Origin of the sequence: Rhizobium oryziradicis, from assembly GCF_001939045.1 — a bacterium.
GTDB classification, from domain to species: Bacteria; Pseudomonadota; Alphaproteobacteria; order Rhizobiales; family Rhizobiaceae; genus Allorhizobium; species Allorhizobium oryziradicis.
The window spans coordinates 706,798-726,198 of sequence record NZ_MKIM01000028.1 but is presented as its reverse complement, the minus strand read 5'-3'; the positions used below and the strand labels follow the sequence as shown (position 1 = coordinate 726,198).

Below are 19,401 nucleotides of genomic sequence, written 5' to 3'. Positions count from 1 at the left end.
CAAATGCATAAATTTTGATCTTTTTGCCGCTTTTTTTAAGACTTGCTTTGCATCGTTGCTTTGCCCTCTAATGGGGGCATGAAACAGCGCTCATTTTATCATTTGATTACCCCTGCGGCCATGGCAGCCGTGGACAGAGATGCCGCGCGTTCTGGCATTGACAGTTTTGGGCTTATGCAAAAGGCGGGGCAGGCTGTGTGTGCTGCCGCACTGCGGCTTTTTCCCGAAGCTGTGCGAATGGCGGTGCTGTGCGGACCCGGCAATAACGGTGGCGACGGCTACATTGCCGCCGAGGCGTTGCGCCTGTCCGGTGTGGACGTGCATGTGTTTCATCTGGGTGATCCGGCTCTCTTGAAAGGGGATGCCAGTGCAGCTTTTCTGGCTTATCGCGGCAAGGTGCGTCCTTTTGCCGAATATGGGCCGTGCTCCGGTGATCTGGTGATTGATGCGCTGTTTGGCGCAGGCCTCGGGCGAGTTTTGGATCAGCCTGTTGTGGAGGTCATTGAGCGGATCAATGCGGCGTCTGTGCCGGTCATCGCGGTCGATTTACCCTCAGGTCTGGATGGATTGACGGGGCAGCCAAGACCTGTGGCGATGCAGGCATGCCACACAGTGACCTTCATGGCGCGCAAGCCGGGCCATCTGCTGATGCCGGGAAGGGCGCTCTGTGGAACCGTTGAGGTTTTCGATATCGGCATTCCCGGCCGCATTCTCGATGCCCATAGAGGCGATGTTGCGATCAACACACCCGGGATCTGGGGTGGTTCTCTGCCGAAATTAACCGGTGCGGCCTATAAATTTACCCGTGGCCACCTGACTGTCTTCTCCGGGCCGATGAGTGCGACCGGTGCTGCCCGCCTCTCTGCAATGGCGGGATTGAAGGCGGGGGTGGGCTTGGTCACACTCGCAACGCCCACCGAGGCATTGTGCGTGAATTCTGCACAAACGACGGCGGTGATGGTCAAAGAGGTCGATGATCTGCCTGCGCTGCATGAATATTTGAAGGACAAGCGGATGAGCGCTTTTGTGCTCGGTCCGGGATTTGGCGTTGGTGAGAAGGCGCGCGCGTTTACGCTCGCCTTGAGTGATCGCAAACTGGTGCTGGATGCGGACGGCATTTCCTCTTTCCATGAAAAGCCCGAGGATCTGTTCGAGCATTTTGCAAAGAATGCCCCAACACATCTGGTTATGACCCCTCACGAGGGCGAGTTTACCCGGCTTTTTCCCGACCTTGCCAACGAACCAGCGCTTGGCAAAGTGCAAAAAGCGCTGGCTGCCGCCAAACGCGCCAATGCGATTGTGGTCTATAAGGGGGCTGACACCGTCATCGCCAGTCCAGATGGACGTGCCTTCATCAATGAAAATGCCCCGCCATGGCTGGCAACAGCAGGCTCAGGCGATGTTTTAGCAGGCATTATTGGTGGCTTGCTGGCGCAAGGCATGCCAGCTTTTGAGGCGGCAGCCGCCGGTGTTTATATGCACGGCGAGGCGGCTTTGCGCGTTGGCGAAGGGCTGACGGCTGAAGATCTGGCGGCAGCCGTTCGCCCGCTTCAGATGGAAACGGCTTTTTGAAGTCTTCGGGCACCTTCCGGCGCATTCACTTTCCCGCCGGTGATAAAGAAGGCAAAAACGTCTCTCGGTTCTTTCGCCGCACTCCGCCCGCTGGCAATCAAGGACAAATCCTCAGGCACATCGCCCGCCGCATAGGCCTTGAATCGTTTTGCCCAATCATCGATTTGGTCTTCCGGGTAGCAAGTCACTGTTTCGTCTTCACCTTTTTGCAGGCGTGCATAGACAAAATCGGCTGTCACGTCGGCAAACATCGGATAATCGTGATGGTCGGCGCAAACGGCTGCAATGTTATGGCGGGCCAACATGTCAATAAATTCAGGCACCTGAAAACTGACGTGACGCGGCTCCACCACATGACGAAGGGGTAGGCCATCCAGCGTTTTTGGCAGTTGCGCTAAAAATGCCTCGAAATCATCAGGCTCAAATTTCTTGGTCCCCATGAATTGCCAGAGAATCGGCCCAAGATGGGGTCCAAGCTCGGCAATGCCCTGGCCCAGAAACTTTTCGATCGAAGGTCCAGCCTCGGCCAGCACCTTACGGTTGGTGCAATAGCGACTGGCCTTCAAGGAAAACACAAAATCCTTGGGCACTTCAGAGGCCCATTTCGCAAAGGTCGCGGGCTTCTGACTGGAGTAATAGGTACCGTTGACTTCTATCGCCGTGAGCTGGCGACTGGCATATTCCAGCTGCCGCTTCTTCGCCAGTTTCTCCGGGTAAAACTTGCCTTCCCATGGCTCAAAGGTCCAGCCGCCAATTCCTGTTCGTATTTTACCAGCGCTCATGGTTGTTAGCCCTTCTCACATCCAGCCCCACTCAAATGATGCACAGGGAAGAGTGCCGACCACGAATGGCGGCACGGTTATACATGTTTGACCGTCCTCACGGTGATCACCCATAAGCGGCTCTCACACTTTACAGTCCACGCTTTATTCCGCAGCTTCGGTCTTCTTCATCGGACGGCGCTCAAGCAGCTCTTTAAGGAAGTGGCCGGTATAAGATGCATCGATTTTCACAATCTCCTCCGGCGTGCCTTGGGCCACGATCTGCCCGCCGCCGTCACCGCCTTCGGGGCCAAAATCGATGATGTAATCCGCTGTCTTGATGACTTCGAGATTGTGCTCGATAACCACCACGGAATTGCCCTGATTGACCAGTTCCTGTAACATTTCCAACAGTTTTGCGACGTCGTGGAAATGCAGGCCGGTGGTTGGTTCATCGAGAATATAGAGGGTGCGGCCGGTCGATTTTTTCGAAAGCTCTTTGGCCAGTTTCACGCGCTGGGCTTCACCACCCGAGAGCGTATTGGCCTGCTGGCCCACCTTGATATAGCCAAGCCCCACATCGAAAAGGCCCTTCAATTTATCCCGCACAGCCGGAACGGCATCAAAGAAGGCAACGCCTTCTTCCACGGTCATATCCAGCACGTCAGCAATGGATTTGCCCTTGAAGGTGACATCCAGTGTTTCGCGGTTATAGCGTTTGCCGTGGCACACATCGCAGGTCACATAGACATCCGGCAGAAAGTGCATCTCGATCTTGATAACGCCATCGCCCTGACACGCCTCGCACCGCCCACCCTTGACGTTGAATGAGAAACGTCCTGGCTGATAGCCCCGCGCTTTCGCCTCCGGCAGGCCAGAGAACCAATCACGGATCGGCGTGAAGGCACCGGTATAGGTGGCAGGATTGGAGCGCGGCGTGCGGCCAATCGGTGATTGGTCGATATCAATCACCTTGTCCACAAATTCCAGGCCTTCGATGCGGTCATGTTCTGCAGGGTTTTCACGCGCCCCCATCACCCGGCGGGCTGCAGACTTATACAGTGTTTCGATCAGGAAGGTGGATTTACCCCCGCCAGATACGCCCGTGACGGCTGTGAACACGCCAAGCGGAATGGCGGCGGTGACGTTTTTCAGGTTATTGCCACGTGCGCCTACCACCTTAATCTGTTGGCCTTTTTTGGGCTTGCGTCGGCTGTTGGGCACATGCACACCGAGTTCGCCGGTCAGATATTTGCCGGTGAGCGACTTGGGATGCGCCATAATGTCCTGAGGCGTTCCTTTGGCGATCACCTCGCCACCATGAATACCGGCAGCCGGCCCGATATCGACGACGTAATCAGCGGCCAGAATGGCATCTTCGTCATGCTCGACCACGATCACGGTATTGCCAATGTCGCGCAGATGCTTGAGCGTCTCCAAAAGGCGGGCATTGTCGCGTTGGTGCAGGCCGATGGAAGGTTCATCCAGCACGTAAAGAACGCCCGTCAAACCGGAACCGATTTGCGATGCAAGGCGGATTCGCTGGCTTTCACCACCCGATAGGGTGCCGGAATTGCGCGACAGGCTCAAATAATCAAGCCCTACGTCATTGAGGAAGGTCAGACGCTCTCGAATTTCTTTCAAAATCCGCTGAGCAATTTCATTTTGCTTGTCGCTCAGCAAAGCAGGCAAAGCTTCAAACCAGCTCCCAGCCACGCGGATGGACATTTCAGTCACCTGACCGATGTGCAGACCATTGATCTTGACGGCCAAAGCCTCAGGCTTCAAGCGAAATCCATGGCACGCCGGGCAGGGGGCCGCCGCCATATACCGCTCAATCTCTTCGCGCGCCCAAGCGCTGTCTGTTTCCTTCCAGCGCCGCTCCAGATTGGGTATGATGCCTTCGAACGTCTTGGTTGTTGTGTAAGATTTTTCGCCGTCGGCATAGGTGAAGGTAATTTTTTCGTCTGTGCCGTGCAGAATGACTTTCTGCGCGCTTGCGCTCAAATCCGACCACTTGCTGGAAAGCTTGAAGTTATAGACCTTGCCAAGTCCTTCCAGCGTTTGCTCATAATAGGGGGAGGTTGACTTGGCCCAAGGGGCAATCGCGCCTTCTTTCAAACGCTTGTCGACTTCCGGGATGATCAGGGATTCGTCAATTTTCTGCTGAAAACCCAGTCCGTCGCAAGACGGGCAGGCACCGAAAGGATTGTTGAACGAAAACAGGCGAGGCTCGATTTCCGAAATGGTAAAACCAGAAACCGGGCAGGCGAATTTTTCTGAAAACAAAACACGTTCATGGGTTTCATTCAGCGATTTGTTGGCGGAGCCACCTGCCGCCGTTTCTTCGGGCGGTAATGGTTTGTCGGCGAATTCGGCCACAGCCAGACCATCTGCCAGTCGAAGGCAGGTCTCAAGACTGTCGGCCAGACGCGCGGCCATATCGGGCCGCACCACCACGCGGTCCACCACAACATCAATGTCATGCTTGTATTTTTTGTCCAAAGCCGGAGCCTCGGCAATTTCATAAAACTGGCCATCAATCTTGACGCGCTGAAAGCCCTTTTTCATCAATTCGGTGAGTTCTTTTTTGTACTCACCTTTGCGGCCACGGATCATCGGTGCCAGCACATAAAGCCGAGTACCTTCTTCCAAGGCCAAAACGCGATCCACCATCTGGCTCACTGTCTGGCTCTCAATCGGCAGGCCTGTGGCTGGTGAATAAGGCACGCCCACGCGCGCAAACAGCAAGCGCATGTAGTCATAAATTTCGGTGACTGTGCCGACTGTCGAGCGCGGATTGCGTGACGTGGTTTTCTGCTCGATGGAAATGGCCGGTGACAGGCCCTCGATCAAATCCACATCGGGCTTTTGCATCATTTCCAGAAACTGGCGAGCGTAGGCCGAGAGGCTTTCCACATAGCGCCGCTGCCCCTCCGCGTATATCGTGTCGAATGCGAGCGACGATTTGCCGGAGCCGGACAGGCCTGTCATAACGATCAGGCTGTTGCGAGGCAAATCAAGGTCAACGCCCTTGAGGTTGTGTTCGCGCGCGCCGCGGATGGAAATCGTTTTCAATTCGCTCATAACAAAACTCGACTTGGGAGGGAGCCAGCGGGAAGACTGCTGCCCTTATGTAGATCACAATGACGTTCTGTCGAGACAGGCGGCGTCATTATGGACCGTTTTTGATTCACTTGACACGATCATAGAGATTATTTAGAACAAAGAAAGAACATTTTTCGTTGTGGATTACATTCCTTCGCCCTGCCATTGTTGGGGCTGTATGGGGTAAGGTTAACTTTGATTAGGTTTTGTAAGTCGCCCCGTGGCGGCAGTTAGGTGAGTATCATGGCTGGAAGCGTCAACAAGGTTATTCTGATCGGCAATCTCGGGGCAGATCCTGAAATTCGCCGCACACAGGACGGCAGGCCGATTGCAAACCTGCGTATTGCCACATCCGAGACCTGGCGCGACCGCAACAGCGGTGAGCGTAAGGAAAAGACCGAGTGGCATAGCGTGGTGATTTTCAATGAGGGGCTCTGCAAAGTTGCCGAGCAATATCTCAAAAAGGGCGCGACCGTTTATATTGAGGGTCAACTCCAGACGCGCAAATGGCAGGACCAGACCGGCAACGACCGCTATTCCACGGAAATCGTACTGCAAGGCTTCAATTCGACACTGACCATGCTGGGTGGTCGCGGCGAAGGCGGCGGCGCAAGCCGTGGCGGTAATGACTTTGGCGGCGGCGGTGGTTATGACGATTATGGTTCCGCACCTTCGGCGCCAAGCCGCAGTGGCGGCGCATCGTCCGGTCGGGGTGCCAGCGCACCTTCCGGCGGCTTCTCGCGCGATCTGGATGATGATATTCCGTTTTGATAAAATGGTTTATTGAAAAATAGCGTCGTTGCACGGAGATTGAGCTGAAATGTCAGAAAACGAAATCAGAGCTAGGCCGGCTAACTGGCGCATTATTCTGGCCTTTATTCTAGACTTGTTCACGTCATTCTTTGTTTTGGGCTATATCGTGGGCTATCTGAGCGGCGGTCTAACGCCTGACGGTTTTCAGCTGAACGGTTTGCCCGCCTTCATCATGTTTGCGTTGGTCGTGGTGTATTTTGTCGTGTTCAATCGATTTTTCGGTGGCACGATCTGGAAATGGATATTGCGCGCGAGGTGATGAAAAACCTTTTATATCCAGACAGTATCAATGTCTGGATATTGCTGGCGTCCGCTACCTTTCTCGCCACGGCTGTCGGCTTTATAGCTGAAACGTCGCCTTGATGCCGTCCAGTACAAATTGCACGGACAGGGCGGCCAGAATGACCCCCAGCAGCCGTGTCAGGATGGCGCGGCCCGTCACCCCTAAAAAACGGTCCAGGCGGTCGGCAATAATCATTGCCATGAGCACCACGCTGACGCTGAGAGCGATCACAGCGAGAAGCCCCAACCGTTCGACTGGTCCCGGAAGGGCACCTGCGAGCAGAATGGTTGCCGAAATGGCACCGGGGCCCGCAATCAGCGGCAGGGCGAGTGGGAAAGCGGCTATATTTTGCATGTGATCGCGGGTGATGGCATCTTCAGATGTTTTTTCTTTACGTTCCTGCCGTTTCTCGAAGATCATTTCAAAAGCGATGGCAAACAGCATCAGGCCGCCTGCGATGCGGAATGCGCCAATCGAAATTCCCAACGCGCCAAGAATGCTGGCTCCAAAGATGGCAAACACTGAGAGAATACAAAGCGCAATCAAGGAACCGCGCAAGGCAACCTGTTTGCGCTGCTGGCGTGTCATGCCGCGGGTAAGCCCCAAAAACAGCGGTGCCAGGCCCGGTGGGTCGAGCGTCACCAGCAGCGTGGTAAAAGCATTGAGGAGAATTTCTGTGGTGGCCATGGATTTTCTCCTTTTTGAACATTCATTTAGACTGCGATATAGCCCATTTGGCAAGATAGCGCGACGAGGCTTAAGAATTGCCTTGTCATAGCCGCAAAAGCCTGTTCAAAACCATTGAGAAAAATGGCGCGGGAAGGGGCTTTCCGCTATAAAAAGCCGAGTGATTCTAACAGGCGTGACCCGTTTTGACTGAACAAACCACCCCCGGCGGTAAAATGCCGTCCGATATCGAACCCATCTCGATTATGACGGAGATGCAGCGGTCCTACCTCGATTACGCCATGAGCGTGATCGTGAGCCGTGCGCTGCCCGACGTGAGAGACGGATTGAAGCCCGTCCATCGCCGCATTCTTTTCGGCATGTCCGAGCTTGGTATCGATTGGAATAAAAAATACGTCAAATGTGCTCGTGTTACCGGCGACGTGATGGGTAAATACCATCCGCACGGCAATATGGCGATTTACGATGCGCTGGCGCGTATGGCGCAGGACTGGTCCTTGCGTCTGCCGCTGATTGACGGGCAGGGCAATTTCGGCTCTGTCGATGGTGACCCGCCAGCGGCTGAACGTTACACCGAGTGCCGATTGCAGAAGGCGGCTCATTCGCTTTTGGATGATCTGGACAAGGAAACGGTTGATTTTCGCGACAATTATGACGGCACTCTTTCCGAGCCTGTCGTTGTGCCCGCGAAGTTTCCAAATCTCCTCGTCAATGGTGCCGGCGGCATTGCTGTTGGCATGGCGACCAATATTCCGCCACATAATCTCAGCGAAGTCATCGACGGCTGCGTTGCGTTGATGGATAATCCGGCTATCGAATTGCCGGAATTGATGCAGATTATTCCTGGACCAGATTTCCCAACCGGTGCGTTGATCCTTGGCCGCAGTGGCATCAAGCAGGCGTATGAAACCGGGCGCGGCTCTGTGATCATGCGCGGCGTTGCTCGCGTTGAGCCTATGCGCGGCGACCGTGAGCAGATTATCATCACCGAAATTCCCTATCAGGTGAACAAGTCGACGATGATCGAGAAAATGGCCGAATTGGTGCGCGACAAGCGCATCGAAGGCATTTCCGATTTGCGCGACGAGTCAGACCGTCAGGGTTATCGCGTGGTGATCGAGCTCAAGCGTGATGCCAATGCCGATGTTATCCTGAATCAGCTTTATCGTTATACGCCGCTGCAGACCTCGTTTGGCTGCAACATGGTGGCGTTGAACGGTGGCAAGCCAGAACAACTGGCGCTGCTGGACATGCTGCGTGCCTTCGTCAACTTCCGCGAGGAGGTTGTTAGCCGGAGAACAAAGTATCTGTTGCGCAAGGTGCGTGACCGCGCGCATGTGCTGGTTGGCCTAGCGATTGCGGTTGCCAATATTGATGAAGTCATCAGGCTTATCCGCAATGCTCCTGATCCGCAGACAGCGCGTGAACAGTTGATGGAACGTCGTTGGCCTGCGTCCGATGTCGATAGCTTGATCAAATTGATTGATGATCCACGTCATCGCATCAATGAAGATTATACGTACAACCTGTCCGAGGAGCAGGCCCGTGCTATTTTGGAGCTTCGTCTTGCCCGTTTGACGGCTCTGGGTCGCGACGAAATTGACGAAGAACTGAACAAGATCGGCGCGGAAATCTCTGATTACCTTGATATTTTGTCGTCGCGTAAGCGCATTCAGGATATCGTCAAGGCTGAGATGATTGCCGTTCGTGATGAGTTTGGCACCCCGCGCCGCAGCCAGATCATGGAAGGCGGCCCGGACATGGACGATGAGGATCTCATCGCCCGCGAAGACATGGTCGTCACTGTTTCCCATCTGGGTTATATCAAGCGCGTTCCTTTGACGACTTATCGCGCCCAGCGTCGCGGTGGCAAAGGCCGTTCGGGCATGGCAACGCGGGATGAGGATTTCGTTACCCGGCTATTTGTTGCCAACACCCACACACCGGTGCTGTTCTTCTCGTCGCGTGGTATTGTCTATAAGGAGAAGGTCTGGCGCCTGCCAATCGGCACGCCGCAATCTCGCGGCAAGGCGTTGATCAATATGTTGCCGCTTGAGGCGGGTGAACGCATTACCACCATCATGCCGCTGCCTGAGGATGAGGCAAGCTGGGAAAACCTCGATGTGATGTTCTCCACGACACGTGGAACGGTGCGTCGTAACAAGCTGTCGGATTTTGTGCAGGTCAATCGTAATGGCAAGATTGCAATGAAACTCGATGAAGAGGGTGATGAAATTCTCTCCGTTGAGACCTGCACGGTTGATGATGATGTGTTGCTGACCACAGCGCTTGGCCAGGCGATCCGCTTCCCGGTTGATGAAGTGCGCGTCTTTGCTGGCCGTAACTCGGTTGGCGTTCGCGGCGTGACTTTGCAACCGGGCGACCGTATTATCTCGATGACCATTGTTGGGCATGTGAATGCGGAGCCTTGGGAGCGCGCGGCTTACCTCAAGAGGTCTGCCTCTGAGCGTCGTGCCAGCGGCATTGATGAAGATGATATTGCGCTGGTGGGCGAAGAGGTTGGTGAAGTCGGCGACCTGTCGGAAGAGCGCTATCAGGAATTGAAGGCGCGCGAGCAGTTCGTGTTGACGATTTCCGAGCGCGGTATCGGCAAGCGGTCTTCATCTTACGATTTCCGCACGTCTGGTCGTGGCGGTAAGGGCATTCGTGCCACGGATACGTCAAAAACCGCCGAAATTGGCCAATTGGTCGCTGCCTTCCCCGTGGAAGACAAGGATCAGATCATGCTTGTTTCGGATAAGGGCCAGCTGATCCGGGTGCCGGTGGATGGAATTCGTATCGCCAGCCGCGCCACCAAGGGCGTGACGATCTTCAACACCGCCAAGGACGAGAAAGTCGTGTCGGTTGAGCGGATCAGTGAGCCGGAAGGTGACGAAGACGAGCTCGAGGTGGTTGTTGAGCCCGGCGTTGTTGTTGATGAGACACCGCCTGCCGATGAGGTTTAACACCAGTCTTGGATCTGTCAGGTTCAACTGAATCTGACAGACAAACAAAAAAGCGGCCGATCTGGCCGCTTTTTTTGTTTGATCTACTGTTATGTCTGCGATGAGCGCGTAATCAACGCAATCAATATGCATGCGAAACTTAAGCCATAAAAAATAGCGGCCATAGACCGCTGGTTTCGAAAAATTTCTTTGTCGATTGAGTTTATGTCCTGCATTCCAAACTGTGGACGCAAGATATCAATCTGAATGGTGAATGAGAGAACTGGCGGCGAATTCACGCCGTTTAAGGCTCTCTCTATTCACGCTCTCGCGCTTAGCGGTTGAAGCTGTCGTAGCTCGCTGTGAGCTGTGGGCCGTACATGGAGGCCATTTTCTGATCCTTCATGTGAAAGGTGATGCTGGTTGCAAGCATTGCGCCGATCATTGCGGTCCAAACCAAGTTAATCATCGTCACTTTATCAAGCATTGAATCAATCCTTTTTGAAACGTGAAGCCTCAAGCCAAACTGGCGAGACCCACATCATGTTCCGTTGTGCATTGCACCCTTTTTACAAGTGTGCTGCTGAAGCTGTCCTTAACACTCCGTTCATCTGGCGTTCATCTAGTGTGCCTTGTGAAAGAGTGTCTCCTTACGATGGTCGTCCAGGCAATCCACAAACACTTCGATAAAAAGTGCCGAGATGGCCGCGAAAATCAAAAATACTGCAAGCATTTCAATCTCTCTTGGCTGTCTGGTTGAACATGATGCTGTTATAGCCGCTCTGTTTTGAAGCCCGCCTGAATGCGTCGTTCAGGTGGCGTTCATGGGGCGGGCGCTGAGGAGCGCGCCATAAATATGAACAAACCTGTTCAGACAAAGCCTTGCAGTGCTGGGGCTTCCATGACAAAAGGCATGCATAAAACAGCAGGGCCTCATCATGACCACAGCCTTTTATCCGGGTTCTTTTGATCCGATGACCAATGGTCATCTTGATGTGCTGGTTCAGGCCCTGAACGTGGCTTCCAATGTTGTTGTCGGGGTTGGTATTCATCCCGGAAAAGCGCCGATGTTCACCTTTGATGAGCGCGCCGATCTGATCCGCCAATGTCTTTTCGATGCATTGCCGACGCGAAAAGCCGATGTTTCAGTGGTTTCGTTCGATAGTCTGGCGGTCGATGCGGCTAGACAATTCGGCGCAAACTTGTTGGTGCGTGGGCTGCGGGATGGTTCGGATTTTGATTATGAAATGCAGCTTGCAGGCATGAATCGCCAGTTGGCGCAGGATGTTCAAACGGTTTTTATTCCCGCAGGCACGGCATCTCGGCCCATAACGGCCACATTGGTCCGGCAAATCGCGGCGATGGGCGGCGATGTCAGCGCTTTTGTACCTGCGCCCGTTTTAAAGGCGCTGACTTCCAGGCAGAATGCCTGAGACATTTTACACAATCACGGAGCCATCATGAAAATTCTGTCTTTTGCATTTGCAGGTCTTCTCGCTTTGTCGACATTGACAACGGCGGCCAAGGCTCAGGCCACAGATCATTATATGACAATTCAGCTGAAAGATGGCCCCGTGGTCGTCCAGCTTATGCCCGATGTAGCACCCAAGCATGTTGCGCAGATTGAAACGCTGGTGAAGGAAGGGCAATATGACAATGTTGCTTTCCACCGCGTGATCGACGGGTTTATGGCCCAGACCGGTGACGTGCAGTATGGCAATATGGAAAAGGGCTTTGATAAGAGCCGCGCAGGCACGGGCAGCTCCAAACTTCCTAATATTCCGGCTGAATTTTCAAAAGTACCGTTTGAGCGTGGCACGGTGGGCATGGCGCGGTCGCAAGACCCAAACTCCGCCAACTCGCAGTTCTTCATCATGTTCGCTCCCGGCAGCTTCCTGAATGGACAATATACCGTGGTCGGCAAGGTTGTGTCGGGCATGGAATTTGTAGACAAGATCAAGCGCGGCGCAGGCAGCAACGGCGAAGTGAGCAGCCCCGATCGCATGATCAAGGTGACTTTGGGGCGTAAATAATTGCGGCCTTTGGGCAGCATGACAATATTTCCACTGCCCTTGTCTTGCTTTTCGGTGTGACGAAATGGCAAGGAGAGGCAGCAAAAACCGGGTGATCAGCCCGAAAAGCCAAGGAGAGAGACATGGCCGAGATCAAAGATCCGGAAAACACCATCATCATGGAAACCACCAAGGGTAAGGTGGTTATCGCCCTTTTCCCCGATCTGGCTCCAGGCCACGTTGCGCGCATCAAGGAATTGTCGCGCGAAGGTGCTTATGACGGCGTGGTTTTCCACCGCGTTATTCCTGACTTCATGGCCCAGACGGGCGACGTGAAGTTTGGCAAGAAGGGTGGCGAGAGCTTCAACCCCGGTCGCGCCGGCATGGGCGGCTCTGACAAGCCAGACCTGAAGGCTGAATTTTCGGCAACGCCTCACGTGCGTGGCACATGCTCTATGGCACGTTCGCAGAGCCCGAACTCGGCCAACTCGCAGTTTTTCGTCTGCTTTACCGATGCACCTTGGCTGAACAAGCAATACTCCGTCTGGGGTCAGGTTATTGAAGGCATGGATGTGATTGATGCTGTCAAGAAGGGTGAACCTGTCACCGATCCTGACTCGATCATCTCGATGAAGGTTGCAGCCGACGCCTGAGTGTGGGCTTATTCATAAACCCGCCCCGGTGTGATCACGCCGGGGCGGGTTTTTCGCGTTTCAAATGCAGTTACGGTATCATGCGTGTAGACCTGTTTGATTTTGATCTCCCTGAAGAGAATATTGCGCTGCGGCTTGCCAGTCCGCGGGATCATGCGCGTTTTCTCGCTGTGCGCCCCAATGGGCAGCCGATGCTCGAAGACAGACAGGTGTTTGACCTGCCTTCGTTTTTAAAGGCGGGAGATGCGCTGGTGTTTAATGACACCAAGGTGATTCCGGCGCAGTTGGAAGGCGTGCGTTTGCGCGAGGGAGCCGAGCGTACGCCCGTGTCTTGCACGCTGCATATGCGCGTGGCCGCCAACAGCTGGAAGGCTTTTGCGCGACCCGGCAAACGCATAAAGCAGGGCGATTCTATCGATTTCAATGGATTGCTGGCCACCGTTGCTGCAAAAGGGGATGCAGGCGAAATCGATCTGGTATTTGATGCCTCTGGCCCAGAGCTGGATCAGGCAATTGCGTCTGTGGGACACATTCCGCTTCCGCCTTATATCGCGGCCAAGCGCCCAGAAGACGGGCAGGATAAGCAGGATTACCAAACGATCTATGCCCGCGAAGAGGGTGCCGTTGCGGCCCCCACCGCAGGCTTGCATTTTACGCCTGCGCTGTTTGACGCCTTGGACAAGGCCGGCATTGAGCGCCATTTTGTGACCCTGCATGTTGGCGCGGGCACGTTCTTGCCGGTCAAAGCCGATGATACCAATGATCACAAAATGCATCAGGAAATTGGCCATGTATCCAAGGCCACGGCCGATGCCTTGAACGCTGTCAGAGCACGTGGCGGGCGGATTGTCAGCGTTGGCACCACCTCGCTGCGCTTGCTGGAGAGTGCGTCCGGCGATGATGGTCAGGTTTTGCCCTGGTCCGGCGCGACAGGCATTTTCATCACCCCCGGCTATCGCTTCAAGGCTGTCGATATGCTGATGACCAATTTTCACCTGCCGAAATCAACACTGTTTATGCTGGTGTCTGCCTTTGCGGGCATGGAAACCATGCGGGCCGCCTATGCCCATGCGATTGAAACCGGCTACCGATTCTATTCTTATGGCGATTCCAGCCTTCTCTTCCGGAAAGACGACTGAAACGATGTCTGAGCAGTTCACCTTTACCCTCAAAGCCACTAGTGGCAAGGCGCGCCTTGGCGAGATCTCCATGCCGCGTGGCACGATTCGCACCCCGGCTTTCATGCCTGTTGGCACTGTCGGCACGGTTAAAGCCATGTATCTCGATCAGGTGCGCGAGGGCGGGGCTGACATTATTCTCGGCAACACCTATCATTTGATGCTGCGGCCGGGTGCCGAGCGGGTTGCGCGTCTGGGCGGTTTGCATGAACTGATCCGCTGGCCTCAACCGATTCTCACTGATTCCGGCGGTTTTCAGGTGATGTCGCTTTCGGGCCTGCGCAAGCTGGATGAGCAGGGCGTAACTTTCAAGAGCCATATTGATGGCTCATCGCACCATATGTCGCCTGAGCGCTCGATTGAAATTCAGGGCTTGCTGGACAGCGATATCCAGATGCAGCTTGATGAATGTATTGCTCTGCCCGCCGAGCCACGTGAGATTGAGCGCGCCATGGAAATGTCGCTGCGCTGGGCGGAGCGCTGCCGCGTGGCCTTTGGCGAACAGCCGGGCAAGGCAATGTTTGGCATTGTGCAAGGTGGCGATCAGCCTGCTTTGCGCATTCGCTCGGCTGAAGGTCTCAAGCAGCTTGATCTCAAGGGCTATGCGGTGGGCGGTCTGGCGGTTGGTGAGCCACAGGACGTGATGCTGAGCATGCTCGATATTACTCTGCCTGTTTTGCCCACTGAGAAGCCGCGCTATCTGATGGGCGTTGGCACGCCGGATGATATGTTGAAATCTGTGGCGCTTGGTGTCGATATGTTTGACTGCGTCATGCCAACGCGCTCGGGCCGCCACGGTCTTGCGTTCACGCGCCGTGGCAAAGTCAATATTCGCAATGCCCGCCATGCCGAGGATATGCGGCCGCTGGATGAGCAATCGTCTTGTCCTGCTGCGCGCGATTACTCCCGCGCTTATCTGCACCATTTGGTCCGCTCCAATGAGGCTTTGGGCGGCATGTTGCTGTCTTGGAACAATCTTTCCTATTATCAGGAATTGATGCAGGGTATTCGCAAGTCCATCGCCGAGGGCCGGTTTGAAGATTTCAAGGCCGAGACCATGGAGATGTGGGCGAGGGGTGATATTGACCCGCGCTAACCCGGCTGCATAAACTCAGCGTGGGCTTGTAAAGAGCCCCGCCTTCGATGCGGTTTTAGCTGTTGCCTGTCTCATCGGTGGGAGCCGCTGGTTTTTTGAGCATCGCAGCATCGATCAGAGATCGTTGGATTGCATCGCGCAGGTTTTGTGTGCTTTTTCTGGTTTGCTGCTTATCCAGCCATTGCGCGGCGTTCATCAAGCTCATGCCTTCATGCAACATGATGTTGTGCGCGCGCTCCAAAGCCCATCGTTCCAAGTGAATGTTGTCAGACATAGCCATTCCCTCCTGCTATATCGATCACGATGGGAAGCACGATAGCAAATATGGTGATTCTCGAAAGTATATTTTCGAATAAACCCCATATATAAACAGGAATTCTCCAAGAATATCGCCGTGGTACCAAGATTATCATAATAAAATTCGACGCTCGGTTGTGTTAAAATGCAGTGTCATGCGCGTTGAAAGGATAGATTGAATTTGAGGCATTCATGCGTATTTTTGTAGGTTCCGACTTCCACGTTGATTACCAGGAGAACCTTGTCTGGTTTGAGCAACTCTCCCAGCAAGACTATCAGCAAGACATCCTGCTGGTGGTTGGGGATGTTGCCAATGATATGCCCTTGTTTTCCTATGTTATGAGCCTGCTTGCGGAGCGTTTTTCAAAAGTGCTCTATGTGCCCGGCAATCATGATGTGTGGATCAAACGCAGCGTTGGCGGGTCATCGTTTGAGAAATTGCAAGCCATCAAAGCGCTGTGTGCTGACCTCAACATCGGTATGGAAGCCTATTCCAGCGGTGATACGCTGATTGTGCCGCTCATGGGTTGGTATGATTATTCTTTTGGAATGCCGGGGCAAATGCTGCGCAGTGCGTGGATGGACTATCGCCGGTGCGATTGGGAGGGGCATTCCGATGCCGAGGTCAGTGCCCTTTTCGATACAGAAAACCGCCTTCCCGATACGGCGGGTTTCAAATCCATTCTTTCTTTTTCGCATTTTTTGCCGCGTATCGATCTCATGCCTGCGCGGATGCCGGAGAAATATCACTTTCTCTATCCTGTTCTCGGCACCAGCAAGCTAGAGGCGCATATTCGCGCGCTAGGGTCGCACACGCATTTCTATGGCCATAGCCATCTCAATCGGCAGGTGGTGAAGGACGGGGTGACCTATATCAACAATGCCTTTGGCTATCCCTCCGAGCGAGACATTGCTGCTAGAATGTTGATGCATGTGGGCGATATCTGAGCCGGACCTTTGCCGGAAGCCCTCGGCATGTCGGGCGATAGAAACCGACATGCATCGAAGTGCGCTGCGCTGCTGTTTTCGCCAAGACCGCAGCGACTTTTGGGGCGCTTAACGCCCCGGTTTGCCAGTCTTTGCCTTGCCGCGGGCTTGGCGCTTTTGCTCGCTCTCGTCTTCGTACGATCCAGCCCCTGATTTTGCGCGGATGATCGGGCGGGGATCGTCTTGATCACGCCGAGAGCCGGATGTGGCTGAATCCGGCTTCTGAGGGATTTTACCCGGCATCGGCTTTTCGGTACGTCCCACCGTCATTTCATCGAGCGTATTTTTTCGAAATAGCGGTTTTGCTGTGCCCGTTTCGTCATCTGATCCTTCGGAAGACGATGTTCGTGGCGTGTTGCCAGCGGTGGAGGCGTTGCGCTCTTCATTTCGGGCCGATTCCTTCTCGCCCGGATCGCCCATGCTGGCCAATTCAACCTCTCTGAGGCGCTTGATTTCATCGCGCAGGCGTGCGGCAGTTTCGAAATCAAGGTCGGTTGCGGCATCGCGCATCTGCTTTTCAAGGGCTGCGAGATGCGCTTGCAGATTATTGCCGACAAGATGACCGTCGGATGCAAAGCCTTTGCCGCTGGCCCCGGAAATATCGGCCCGGACGTGATCACGTTCATAGACGGAATCGAGAATGTCGGAGATTCTGGATTTCACCGATTCAGGGGTAATGCCATTGGCAACGTTATAGGCCACCTGCTTTTCACGACGGCGGGTGGTTTCATCCATCGCCCGTTGCATCGAGCCGGTGATTTTATCAGCATAGAGCACAACCTTGCCATCGACGTTACGCGCGGCACGACCAATGGTCTGAATAAGAGAGGTTTCAGATCGCAGGAAGCCTTCCTTGTCGGCATCCAGAATGGCAACAAAGCCACATTCTGGAATATCCAGACCTTCGCGCAACAGGTTGATGCCCACCAGCACATCAAACGCGCCGAGGCGCAGATCACGCAGGATCTCGATACGCTCCAGCGTATCAATATCCGAGTGCATGTAACGCACGCGCACGCCATGCTCATGCAGATATTCTGTCAGGTCTTCCGCCATGCGCTTGGTCAGCACGGTCACCAGGGTACGGTAGCCCTTGAGCGTGGTGTCCTTGATCTCGCCCAGCACGTCATCGACCTGGGTTTTGGCGGCACGCACCTCAACCGGCGGATCAATCAGGCCCGTGGGACGAATAACCTGCTCGGCAAAGACACCACCGGACTGTTCCATTTCCCAATTGCCGGGCGTTGCCGAGACGGCGATTGTTGGCGGGCGCATGGCATCCCACTCTTCAAAGCGCAGAGGACGGTTATCCATGCAAGACGGCAGACGAAAGCCATATTCGGCAAGGGTTGCCTTACGCCGAAAGTCGCCGCGATACATGCCGCCGATCTGGCTGACCGATACATGGCTTTCATCAATAAACAACAGGGCATTATCGGGGATATATTCAAACAAGGTCGGCGGCGGCTCTCCCGGCGCACGGCCGGTGAGATAGCGAGAATAGTTTTCGATGCCCGCACACACACCCGTCGCTTCCAACATCTCAATGTCATAGCGTGTGCGTTGCTCAAGGCGTTGCGCCTCCAGCAGGCGGCCGCCTTTTTCCAGCTCGTCAAGGCGCTGTTTCAATTCAGCCTTGATGGCTTTTATGGCACCATTCAAGGCAGGGCGAGGTGTGACGTAGTGTGAGTTGGCATAGACCTTCACCGACTGCATATCGCCAGTTTTTTGCCCTGTGAGCGGGTCGAATTCGGTGATGGCATCGATCTCGTCGCCAAACATGGAGATGCGCCAGGCTGCATCCTCCAAGTGCGCCGGGAAGATCTCAATGGTATCGCCACGCACACGGAAAGAACCACGGATAAAATTGATGTCCTGACGGCGATATTGTTGCGCAACAAGGTCTGCCAGTAATTGGCGCTGATCAATGCGGTCACCAACCGACATTTCAAACGTCATGGCGGTGTAGGTTTCCACCGAGCCGATACCGTAAATACAGGACACTGAAGCCACGATAATGCAATCGTCACGCTCAAGAATGGCACGTGTGGCGGCGTGGCGCATCCGATCGATCTGCTCATTGATCGAGCTGTCTTTCTCGATGAACGTGTCAGAGCGCGGCACATAGGCTTCAGGCTGATAATAATCATAGTAAGAGACAAAATATTCCACCGCATTGTCCGGGAAGAATTTTTTGAACTCTGAATAAAGCTGTGCCGCCAGCGTTTTGTTGGGGGCCAGAATCACAGCAGGCCTCTGGGTCGCTTCAATCACCTTGGCCATGGTAAAGGTCTTGCCCGAGCCTGTGACCCCCAGCAACACTTGGGTGCGGTCGTTGTTGTTCAAGCCTTCGACAAGATCGTGAATGGCGGTTGGTTGGTCGCCTGCGGGCTCAAAATCCGACGCCATGCGGATCGGAATACCGCCTTCGGACTTGGCGGGGCGGTGAGGGCGGTGCGGCGTCCAGATCTTGCCGTCTTTAAACAGCGGATTGCCACTTTCAATCAGAGCTGACAAGGCCTCAACTGTTGCCGTAACGCCGCCGGATGCAAGGCTCTCGGCTTCTTCCAGAGAGGTATCCATGCCGGAAATGGCGTGAAGCCCGGCGGCTGCGCGCGCAGCCGGGTCCGATGTGGCCCCCATGGAAACACCACGCGACGTTTTGGTGTTTCCAACGGTCTTGGCTTTCGTCGCCTTTTCAAGCGCAACTTTCTCGCTGTGCTTGCGCGCCTCAATTTCAATTTTCTTACGGTGCTTGCCCGCTTTTGAGGCAATTTCGCGCTGGGTTTCGATGCCAGAGACCTCGGCCTCTGCTTCGAGTTGCCTGACCCAATCAGACACGCTCCCTGATAGAGGTGTCGTCATGGGCGCACCTTCAAAGCTCGCCTGCGGCGATTCTTCGAATCCATTGTAGGGCTGCGATGGGCTCTCAATTGACGCGTGCGTGTCTTTATTGGGAGCGGGTGTTTTGCGCGTTGATTTTGCCATAAGCTGAATATGGATAATCTC

General features: G+C 54.5%; 16 protein-coding genes. 10 read left to right on the top strand and 6 right to left on the bottom strand.

The annotated features are described in order from the left end of the window. Positions 1-78: 78 nt before the first annotated feature. The gene (locus BJF95_RS18875; RefSeq protein ID WP_075640946.1) at positions 79-1,572 is read left to right on the top strand and encodes a bifunctional ADP-dependent NAD(P)H-hydrate dehydratase/NAD(P)H-hydrate epimerase; all 1,494 of its coding nucleotides are present in this window, start codon (positions 79-81) and stop codon (positions 1,570-1,572) included. Here BJF95_RS18875 and BJF95_RS18870 read toward each other — a convergent pair. Then, positions 1,551-2,354 (bottom strand): DUF72 domain-containing protein, encoded by an 804-nt coding sequence (locus BJF95_RS18870; protein WP_075640945.1) that lies wholly within the window; start codon positions 2,352-2,354, stop codon positions 1,551-1,553. The genes BJF95_RS18875 and BJF95_RS18870 overlap by 22 nt on opposite strands. Positions 2,355-2,498: 144 nt before the next feature. Then, positions 2,499-5,420 carry an excinuclease ABC subunit UvrA gene (uvrA, locus tag BJF95_RS18865; protein ID WP_075640944.1) on the bottom strand — a complete coding sequence of 974 codons (2,922 nt, stop codon included), beginning with the start codon at positions 5,418-5,420 and terminating at the stop codon, positions 2,499-2,501. A gap of 264 nt (positions 5,421-5,684) precedes the next feature. Here uvrA and BJF95_RS18860 point away from each other — a divergent pair, with 264 nt between their 5' ends. Both BJF95_RS18860 and BJF95_RS18855 read left to right on the top strand, forming a co-directional pair. After that, positions 5,685-6,212 carry a single-stranded DNA-binding protein gene (locus tag BJF95_RS18860; RefSeq protein WP_075640943.1) on the top strand — a complete coding sequence of 176 codons (528 nt, stop codon included), beginning with the start codon at positions 5,685-5,687 and terminating at the stop codon, positions 6,210-6,212. A gap of 49 nt (positions 6,213-6,261) precedes the next feature. Continuing rightward, on the top strand, positions 6,262-6,513 hold the full coding sequence (locus tag BJF95_RS18855) for a hypothetical protein (protein WP_075640942.1): 252 nt from the start codon (positions 6,262-6,264) through the stop codon (positions 6,511-6,513). Positions 6,514-6,594: 81 nt separating this feature from the next. Here the strand turns inward: BJF95_RS18855 and BJF95_RS18850 are convergent, their stop codons facing one another. Next, positions 6,595-7,224: a MarC family protein gene (locus BJF95_RS18850; protein WP_075640941.1), complete on the bottom strand. Its 630-nt coding sequence runs from the start codon at positions 7,222-7,224 to the stop codon at positions 6,595-6,597. Positions 7,225-7,409: 185 nt separating this feature from the next. Between BJF95_RS18850 and gyrA the strand changes: the two genes are divergently transcribed. Then, positions 7,410-10,190 (top strand): DNA gyrase subunit A, encoded by a 2,781-nt coding sequence (gyrA, locus tag BJF95_RS18845; protein ID WP_075640940.1) that lies wholly within the window; start codon positions 7,410-7,412, stop codon positions 10,188-10,190. 313 nt (positions 10,191-10,503) lie between these two features. Here the strand turns inward: gyrA and BJF95_RS24140 are convergent, their stop codons facing one another. After that, positions 10,504-10,656 carry a hypothetical protein gene (locus tag BJF95_RS24140; protein ID WP_175577290.1) on the bottom strand — a complete coding sequence of 51 codons (153 nt, stop codon included), beginning with the start codon at positions 10,654-10,656 and terminating at the stop codon, positions 10,504-10,506. Between the two features lie 451 nt (positions 10,657-11,107). On the opposite strand from BJF95_RS24140, the gene coaD reads away from it, so the two are divergent. From coaD to tgt, 5 genes are all read left to right on the top strand, one after another. Next, positions 11,108-11,602 (top strand): pantetheine-phosphate adenylyltransferase, encoded by a 495-nt coding sequence (gene coaD, locus BJF95_RS18840; protein ID WP_075640939.1) that lies wholly within the window; start codon positions 11,108-11,110, stop codon positions 11,600-11,602. A gap of 27 nt (positions 11,603-11,629) precedes the next feature. Further along, on the top strand, positions 11,630-12,202 hold the full coding sequence (locus BJF95_RS18835; RefSeq protein ID WP_075640938.1) for a peptidylprolyl isomerase: 573 nt from the start codon (positions 11,630-11,632) through the stop codon (positions 12,200-12,202). A gap of 122 nt (positions 12,203-12,324) precedes the next feature. Next, on the top strand, positions 12,325-12,834 hold the full coding sequence (locus tag BJF95_RS18830; protein WP_075640937.1) for a peptidylprolyl isomerase: 510 nt from the start codon (positions 12,325-12,327) through the stop codon (positions 12,832-12,834). Positions 12,835-12,914: 80 nt separating this feature from the next. After that, positions 12,915-13,973, top strand: coding sequence for a tRNA preQ1(34) S-adenosylmethionine ribosyltransferase-isomerase QueA (gene queA, locus BJF95_RS18825; RefSeq protein ID WP_075640936.1), 1,059 nt, complete (start codon positions 12,915-12,917; stop codon positions 13,971-13,973). 4 nt (positions 13,974-13,977) lie between these two features. After that, positions 13,978-15,108 (top strand): tRNA guanosine(34) transglycosylase Tgt, encoded by a 1,131-nt coding sequence (gene tgt / locus BJF95_RS18820; protein WP_075640935.1) that lies wholly within the window; start codon positions 13,978-13,980, stop codon positions 15,106-15,108. 55 nt (positions 15,109-15,163) lie between these two features. Here tgt and BJF95_RS24135 read toward each other — a convergent pair whose 3' ends face one another. Next, a complete protein-coding gene (locus BJF95_RS24135; RefSeq protein ID WP_175577289.1) occupies positions 15,164-15,328 on the bottom strand; it encodes a hypothetical protein in 165 nt (54 codons plus the stop codon). Positions 15,329-15,597: 269 nt separating this feature from the next. Between BJF95_RS24135 and BJF95_RS18810 the strand changes: the two genes are divergently transcribed. Beyond that, positions 15,598-16,353: a metallophosphoesterase gene (locus tag BJF95_RS18810; protein WP_075640933.1), complete on the top strand. Its 756-nt coding sequence runs from the start codon at positions 15,598-15,600 to the stop codon at positions 16,351-16,353. 108 nt (positions 16,354-16,461) lie between these two features. On the opposite strand, the gene uvrB is transcribed toward BJF95_RS18810, so the two are convergent. Continuing rightward, positions 16,462-19,380 (bottom strand): excinuclease ABC subunit UvrB, encoded by a 2,919-nt coding sequence (uvrB, locus tag BJF95_RS18805; RefSeq protein ID WP_075641155.1) that lies wholly within the window; start codon positions 19,378-19,380, stop codon positions 16,462-16,464. Between the last annotated feature and the right edge of the window lie 21 nt (positions 19,381-19,401).